Below are 7,931 nucleotides of genomic sequence, written 5' to 3'. Positions count from 1 at the left end.
GAGGAGGCGGTGGGATTCGAACCCACGCACGGCTTTCGCCGCCTGACGGTTTTCAAGACCGTTCTCTTAAACCACTTGAGTACGCCTCCAAGCTATAAAACGTGCATGTCGTTGCCAAAAAAATAAAAATGGAGGAGGCGGTGGGATTCGAACCCACGCACGGCTTTCGCCGCCTGACGGTTTTCAAGACCGTTCTCTTAAACCACTTGAGTACGCCTCCGTACTTCTCATAACAATGTTATGACTCGGTTGTTTTCCTGACATTAATTATGATAGCATCTGCCTTTTAACGTGTAAAGACCTTTTCTAAAAAAACTTTTTAAAATACAAAAAGGGGGATTACTCCCCCTTCTGACTTAAGCTTGAATCACTTCAAGACCACCCATGTATGGACGAAGCACTTCTGGAATAACAACTGATCCATCCGCTTGCTGGTAGTTCTCTAAGATCGCAGCTACTGTCCGACCAACTGCAAGGGCAGAACCGTTTAACGTGTGAACGAATTCTGGTTTTGCGTTCGCTTCGCGGCGGAAACGAATCTGCGCCCGGCGTGCTTGGAAATCTTCAAAGTTTGAACAAGAAGAGATTTCACGGTAGACGCCTTGGCTTGGCATCCAGACTTCGATGTCGTATTTCTTCGCAGCCGTGAACCCGAGATCAGCTGTACACATGCTCAATACTTGATACGGCAGCTTCAGCTTTTTCAAGACTGTTTCCGCTTGTCCCGTTAACAATTCGAGTTGTTCGTAAGACTCTTCTGGCTTGACGAAACGAACGAGCTCAACTTTATTGAATTGGTGCTGGCGAATCAATCCACGTGTATCGCGTCCGGCAGAACCTGCTTCTGAACGGAAACATTGGCTGTACGCTGCATAACCAATCGGTAACTGATCAGCTGTTAGGATTTCTTCACGGTGCATGTTCGTCACCGGAACTTCTGCTGTCGGTACGAGGAAGTAGTTCGTTTCTTCGACTTTAAATGCATCCTCTTCGAACTTCGGCAATTGTCCTGTTCCTGTCATAGAGTCACGGTTGACCATAAGTGGTGGTAAGATTTCTGTGTAGCCGTGCTGATCTTGGTGAAGATCCATCATGAAGTTAATCAATGCCCGCTCAAGACGCGCACCCGCTCCGCGGTAAAAGACGAAACGGCTACCTGTGACTTTTCCGGCACGCTCGACATCGACGATTTTTAATTGCTCCATCAAATCCCAGTGTGGAACCGCTTCGAAATCAAACGCTGGTTTGTCCCCGACTTCACGCACGACGACGTTATCGTCCTCAGAAGAACCGACTGGTACGCTATCATGTGGAATGTTCGGGATACCAAGGAGCAGTTGGTTCAATGTCGCTTCGACTTCACGTAACTCGTCGTCAAGCGTCTTGATTTCGTCTCCGACACTTCGCATCGCAGCGATCGCTTCATCTGCATTTTCCTTATTACGTTTCAGTTCAGCGATTTTTTTCGTTGCTTCATTTCGTTCTGCTTTCAATACTTCTGTCCGCGCAATTAATTCTCGACGTTTCTCATCAAGTGCGAGGAAACGGTTCATGTCCGTCAAGTCCTCTCCTCGGTGCGCTAACTTTTCTTGAATGGCGTCAAAATCTTGGCGTAATCGTTTAATATCAATCATCTGTAATTCCTCCTCTATGTCATAAAAAAAGGCGACTCGTCTCTTTCCGGTATTCCTACCGAAAAGGGACGAATCACCTGGATCCGCGTTGCCACCCTCATTGCTAGACACATCTAGCCAACTTAAGACGCGATAACGGGCGTACCCGCACCTTGTTCGCAAGGTGTGCGATCCGGCTCGATTCAATCCATCGATCTGACTAGTTCACACCACCCACTAGCTCTCTTAACAGTATCGATACATCTACTTGGTCCGTTCATAGCATCTTTATGAGATTAGCTTTACTTTACACCATCGCCTTGGAGGTTGACAAGAGCCGATTGTTGAATCGCTTGCTCAATTCGCTTCGACCAAGCCGTCCAAGCGCGGACGAGACGCGTCGGTACACTTGCGAGTTGAACGGCAGTTGCACTATACAAATTCACGCGTGGTGTTTCAAAACCAGGTAGATATATACCGTCATCCGCGACTTGCACCGTTCCGACGACTTCTTGTTTTGTGACGGGTGCCGTCGTTTTAGAGAAATCAAACCGTGGTTCCCGTGTCGATGCTCGCTTCGATACCGTCACATACAATGAGCCCTCCGTGACGACATCTAGCTTACGGACGGTTGCCCCTTTAATCGGAAGAACGTCTTTAATCCGTTCTCCTTTTCCGTAATACGTTAGTGGTTCGAACGTCGCAAAGCCATAATCGAGTAGTTTTTTCGTTTCCCGAAAACGGGCTTGATCCGAATCCGTTCGCATCACGACTGTAACAAGCGTCATGTTATCTCGTGTCGTCACACTAACAAAACAGTAACCAGCTAAATCGGTCATTCCCGTCTTCATTCCTCGCATGCCAGCATATGCGAATTTTTCCTTCGCTAGCATCTTATTCGAGTTGTTCAAGACTTCTCCATCGAGTTTCATCTGTGCTTTGCTCGTCACATCGAGGACATCCGGGTAATCCTTGATATAACGGATGACAAGTAACGCGATATCGGTCGCTGTCATCAAATTCGTTCCTGGAAGGGTCGCATCGACAGCATCAAGTCCAGACGCGTTCGCATACTCCGTGTCGTTCATTCCGAACTGTTTTGCTGTCTCATTCATCTTTTCAACGAACGTCGCTTCTGAACCAGCGACGGTTTCGGCTAGCATGACCGCTGCATCATTAGCTGATTGAATGAACGCCGCATTATACATTTCGCGAACCGTATATGTTTTTGGTTTTACTGGTACACGAGTGATACCAGACGTTTTTGCTAGTTTTAAGACTTTCTTGCTTGGTATGATTTTTTGATCCCACGTCAGTTTTTTGAGTTCGATTTGTCGCCGGACGAGGTAAAGCGTCATCAACTTCGTCATCGAAGCTGGTGGTAGAGAAACATCCGCTTCCGATTGAAGGAGGATTTTCCCTGTGACCGCATCGGCCAATATGTAAGACTCTGCTTGAATCAAAGGTGCTGCTTGTCCCGTCATAGGAAAACTTGTGAGCATCAGTATACTCAAGCAGAGTAGCAAGATTCGCTTCATCGTGTCTCTCCCTCACTTAATCATTCATTGTACGAATAGTGTAGCACAAAAGAAGCATCCGACAGTAGAGACTGTCAGATGCTTCCACGCTTTATGAACGGACGGATTGCCGCTGTTTGATTTTTTGTAAAAAATACTGATGTAAACGATTATCTTCCGTTAATTCAGGATGAAACGAGCACGCGAGGTGTAGCGATGTCTCGACAGCAACGATCTGCTCTTCGACTTTCGCAATCACTCGTGTTCCTTCCCCGACAGACAGAATCAATGGTGCTCGAATGAACACTGCCTCGATTGGTTCCTCAATTCCTTCAACCGGTAGCAATCCTTCAAATGAATCAATTTGTCGACCGAAAGCATTCCGACGGACCGTCATCGAAATCGCGTTGAGATGGCTTTGTCCTGCTTCGATAGCGGTTGCGAGTAGAATCATTCCGGCACATGTTCCGAACATCGGTAACGTCGCCGCTTTTTCCCGAAGCGGTTCCAGTAATTCATAGCGTTCGATCAATCGACGCATCGCGGTCGATTCGCCTCCTGGTAAGACAAGTCCATCCAGTTTCTCGAGATCGCTCGCTTGTTTGACGAGAACGACATCGACACCAAGACCTTCAAGTTGCTGTCGATGTTCACGGACCGCACCTTGAACATCAAGAATACCGATTACCATCCGCGTGTCGCCATCCGTTCCTCAAACGGCATCGATGTGACATCGATTCCTTTCATTGCTGTTCCGAGTCCTTTGGATAAAGACGCGATCCGTTCAAAATCATCTTTGTACGTAACGGCCTCGACAATCGCCCGAGCGACACGTTCTGGATGTTCTGATTTAAAGATCCCTGATCCGACGAAGACACCATCTGCCCCTAGGTGCATCATGAGTGCGGCATCAGCTGGTGTCGCGACTCCCCCGGCTGCAAAGTTGACGACCGGTAGACGTCCCTGTGTCCGAATATCACGTAATACTTCGTACGGAGCACCCCATTCTTTCGCAAATGTCATCAATTCATCTGGACTGACATGTAAAATCTGATTCAATTGTGCTTGAATTTGTCGCATATGGCGAACAGCTTCGACGACGTTCCCAGTCCCAGGCTCGCCTTTCGTCCGAATCATCGCGGCTCCTTCGGCGATGCGACGAGCGGCTTCCCCAAGATCACGTGCGCCACAGACGAACGGCACGGTGAACTCTGACTTCAGTAAATGATATTGTTCATCTGCCGGAGTCAGCACCTCACTCTCATCAATGAAATCGACCCCCATCGATTCGAGAACACGTGCTTCGACGATATGACCAATCCGGCATTTTGCCATGACGGGAATTGAGACCGCTCCGAGTACTTCTTCCGTAATCAATGGATCTGCCATTCGTGCGACGCCTCCGTCACGACGAATATCAGACGGGACACGTTCAAGTGCCATGACTGCAACAGCACCTGCTGCTTCCGCAATCTTCGCTTGTTCCGCATTGACGACATCCATGATGACGCCACCCTTTTGCATTTCAGCCATTCCACGTTTGACACGATCCGTTCCTTGTTGACGTTCCATATCCATTCCCCCTTGGTTGACTTTCACTCCTTTAGTATACGGAACGTTGACACTTTTAAAAGTATCAGTTTATGATGATTTCAACAGGTCAGTTTACGAAGAAGGAGTCAGACGAGATGGACATGCTATCATTTCAACTCACGCGTAATCAGGAAAAACCACTTTATGAACAACTTTATCAACAGATCCGAAATGAAATCATTGCCGGTCGTTTAGCATACGGCACGAAATTACCATCTAAACGAAAACTCGGTCAATTTTTGAACTTAAGTCAAACGACGATTGAGCTTGCTTACCAACAACTCGTCGCAGAAGGATATGTCGAATCCATCTCACGTAAAGGTTACTTCGTTCTTGCCTATGAGGAACTCGCTTACGTTAAAACCTCACCCGTCATCGAACCACGTGTCACTAAAGAAAAACCAATCATCACATATGATTTTCATCCAAGTAAGATTGAAGGGATCTCTTTCCCGTTCGCTCGTTGGCGAAAGTATGCCAAAGATATCATCGATACCGATCACCACCCACTTGTCTCACTCGGTCATCCGCAAGGCGATCTAGCGCTACGCGAAGAGATTGCGACCTATCTCTATCATTCCCGTGGTGTCGTCTGTTCTCCTGAACAAATCGTCGTCGGTTCAGGTGTCGAGCAATTGTTGCCGCTCGTCCTCTTCTTACTGGGACGCGACATCACGTACGGTATCGAGGATCCCGGTTATCATACGACACGCCTATTACTTGAAAATCATGAACGCATGATTGAACCGATTCGTGTTGATGCGAATGGATTACGGATTGATCACTTACAGGAATCAAACGTCGATGTCATGTATGTCACACCGGCACATCAATTTCCGTCAGGTAGCATCTTATCCGTCAACCGAAGACATCAGTTGTTGAACTGGGCGGCGATGGATCCGACCCGTTTTATCATCGAAGACGACTATGATAGCGAATTTCGCTACAGCGGTAAATCGATTCCGTCTTTACACAACATGGACAGCAATCGTGTCATTTACATGAGTACTTTCTCAAAATCACTCATGCCTTCACTACGGATCGGTTATATGGTCTTACCCGAAGTCTTATGCGCTCGGTATCAAACAGAACTATCACACTATACCTGTAGTGTCTCACGCTTCGATCAAACGATCTTGACGCGCTTCATGAAAGAGGGCGACTTTGAACGACATCTCAACCGGATGCGTAAAGTCTATCGTCGCAAGCTCGACGTCTTAATCCAATCACTTCGCCGGATTCCTGCCTTACGATTGACCGGCGAAAGTGCTGGACTCCATGTCGTCGTTTCCGTAGCGAACGGGATGACGGAGCCGGAGCTCGTAAAGCGGGCACAACAACAAGGCATCCAAGTATATGGTCTTTCTCAATATGCCCAGTTACCGCTTCTCTCTGGTACACCTCAAATCGTACTTGGATTTGCGAGTCTCTCTGAGCAAGAGTTGATGGAAGGATTACGATTGTTGATGGACGCGTGGGATTTGCATAAATCATCATGAAAAAAGCCTCGCCTTTCTACTAGAGAAAGACGAGGCTTTTGTTTATTGACGTGTATAGTTCGATGCTTCTTTTGTAATTTGAATATCGTGCGGGTGGCTCTCTTGCAAACCAGCGCCCGTCATACGGATGAACTGTGTCTCTTCACGCAATTCTTCTAACGTTGCAGCGCCACAGTATCCCATACCTGAACGAATACCACCAACGAGTTGGTACACCGAATCGCCGAGTTTACCACGGTAAGCGACACGTCCTTCGATTCCTTCTGGAACGAACTTCTTGTCTGCTTCTTGGAAGTAACGATCTTGGCTACCGCGTTTCATCGATGCTTCAGAACCCATACCACGGTACGTTTTGAATTGACGTCCTTGGTAGATTTCCATCTCACCTGGGCTCTCTTCTACTCCTGCAAGTAAGCTTCCGAGCATGACAGCGTGACCGCCAGCAGCAAGTGCTTTTACGATATCTCCAGAATACTTGATGCCACCGTCAGCGATGATTGAGACACCATGTTTCCGTGCTTCTGTCGCACAATCGAAGACGGCTGTGATTTGTGGTACACCGACGCCTGCGACAACACGTGTCGTACAGATTGAACCAGGTCCGATACCAACTTTGATGACAGATGCACCGGCTTCAATTAAATCGCGTGTTGCTTCTGCCGTCGCAACGTTACCCGCAATGATTGGTAAGTTTGGATATTCTTCACGAAGTTCACGTACTTTGAGAAGAACACCTTCTGAGTGACCGTGTGCCGTATCGACGACGAGTGCATCGACACCTGCATCGACAAGGAACTTTGCACGTGTCGAAGCGTCTTTCGTTACGCCGACAGCTGCTGCGACGAGTAAACGTCCGAACTGATCTTTCGCAGCATGTGGATACTGTTCGACTTTTTCGATATCCTTTGTCGTGATTAACCCTTTTAATACACCGTTCTCATCAACGAGTGGTAACTTTTCGATGCGATGTTTGTGGAGAATCTGTTCTGCTTCAGCAAGGGACGTACCAACTTTTGCTGTCACGAGTTCTTCTGTCGTCATCACCGTTTCAATGACAGTCGAGTAATCCTTGACGAAACGAAGATCACGGTTCGTCAAAATCCCTACTAATTTACGCTCTGTTTCGTTATTAACGATTGGAACACCAGAGATGCGGTACTTACTCATCAAATACTCAGCATCGTAGACTTGACGCTCTGGCGTCAAATAGAACGGATTCGTGATGACACCATTTTCAGAACGTTTGACGCGATCGACATGTTCTGCTTGTTCTTCCATTGACATATTCTTATGAATGACACCAAGACCACCTTGACGTGCCATTGCGATTGCCATCGGTGCTTCTGTGACGGTATCCATCCCAGCACTGATCAACGGAATATTAAGTGTGATCCCTTCACATAGCGTGACAGATAAATCAACGTCGCGCGGCAAGACACTCGAACGACGGGGTACGAGTAAGACGTCATCAAACGTCAAACCCTCTTTAGCAAATTTGTTCTCCCACATGTTATCCACTCGCTTTCTCTTTTATAAAAGAATATTGATGTTATGGTAACAAGCAGAGGGTGTCATGTCAATGACTCGACCAATAATCAGAACAGTCTGAAGTTTCACATAACACAAAAAGACCGACCTGCAATCTGCAGATCGGTCAAGTGCCTGGCAACGTCCTATCCTCACAGGGGGAAGCCCCCAACTACTTTCGG

6 protein-coding genes, 2 tRNA genes and 1 other annotated feature are annotated in these 7,931 nt (G+C 47.4%); of the genes, 1 reads left to right on the top strand and 7 read right to left on the bottom strand.

Going from position 1 to position 7,931, the window contains the following annotated elements:
* Position 1: 1 nt before the first annotated feature.
* The 6 genes from KNQ12_RS16705 to pdxS all read right to left on the bottom strand — a co-directional run bounded on the left by KNQ12_RS16705 (position 2) and on the right by pdxS (position 4,702).
* Positions 2 to 89 (bottom strand) — tRNA-Ser (locus KNQ12_RS16705).
* Positions 90 to 129: 40 nt separating this feature from the next.
* A tRNA-Ser gene (locus KNQ12_RS16700) sits at positions 130 to 220 on the bottom strand.
* Between the two features lie 136 nt (positions 221 to 356).
* Positions 357 to 1,634 carry a serine--tRNA ligase gene (gene serS / locus KNQ12_RS16695; protein WP_023469875.1) on the bottom strand — a complete coding sequence of 426 codons (1,278 nt, stop codon included), beginning with the start codon at positions 1,632 to 1,634 and terminating at the stop codon, positions 357 to 359.
* A 61-nt stretch (positions 1,635 to 1,695) separates the two neighbouring features.
* Positions 1,696 to 1,903 (bottom strand) — a binding site (T-box leader).
* Between the two features lie 12 nt (positions 1,904 to 1,915).
* Complete coding sequence (locus KNQ12_RS16690; RefSeq protein ID WP_055969539.1) at positions 1,916 to 3,151, bottom strand: D-alanyl-D-alanine carboxypeptidase family protein; 1,236 nt, start codon at positions 3,149 to 3,151, stop codon at positions 1,916 to 1,918.
* A gap of 91 nt (positions 3,152 to 3,242) precedes the next feature.
* Positions 3,243 to 3,821: a pyridoxal 5'-phosphate synthase glutaminase subunit PdxT gene (pdxT, locus tag KNQ12_RS16685; protein ID WP_023469873.1), complete on the bottom strand. Its 579-nt coding sequence runs from the start codon at positions 3,819 to 3,821 to the stop codon at positions 3,243 to 3,245.
* Complete coding sequence (pdxS, locus tag KNQ12_RS16680) at positions 3,815 to 4,702, bottom strand: pyridoxal 5'-phosphate synthase lyase subunit PdxS (RefSeq protein WP_023469872.1); 888 nt, start codon at positions 4,700 to 4,702, stop codon at positions 3,815 to 3,817. The genes pdxT and pdxS overlap by 7 nt, the downstream gene beginning before the upstream one ends.
* 116 nt (positions 4,703 to 4,818) lie before the next feature.
* On the opposite strand from pdxS, the gene pdxR reads away from it, so the two are divergent.
* Entirely contained in the window at positions 4,819 to 6,222 is a 1,404-nt protein-coding gene (pdxR, locus tag KNQ12_RS16675) for a MocR-like pyridoxine biosynthesis transcription factor PdxR (protein WP_058266116.1), read from the top strand.
* Between the two features lie 42 nt (positions 6,223 to 6,264).
* On the opposite strand, the gene guaB is transcribed toward pdxR, so the two are convergent.
* Positions 6,265 to 7,731, bottom strand: a complete 1,467-nt coding sequence (guaB, locus tag KNQ12_RS16670; RefSeq protein ID WP_029343029.1) for an IMP dehydrogenase — start codon at positions 7,729 to 7,731, stop codon at positions 6,265 to 6,267.
* Positions 7,732 to 7,931 lie beyond the last annotated feature (200 nt).

Source organism: Exiguobacterium sp. s11 (genome assembly GCF_018619015.1).
Classification (GTDB): domain Bacteria; phylum Bacillota; class Bacilli; order Exiguobacteriales; family Exiguobacteriaceae; genus Exiguobacterium_A; species Exiguobacterium_A indicum.
This window is presented reverse-complemented; position numbering and strand designations above follow the sequence as displayed.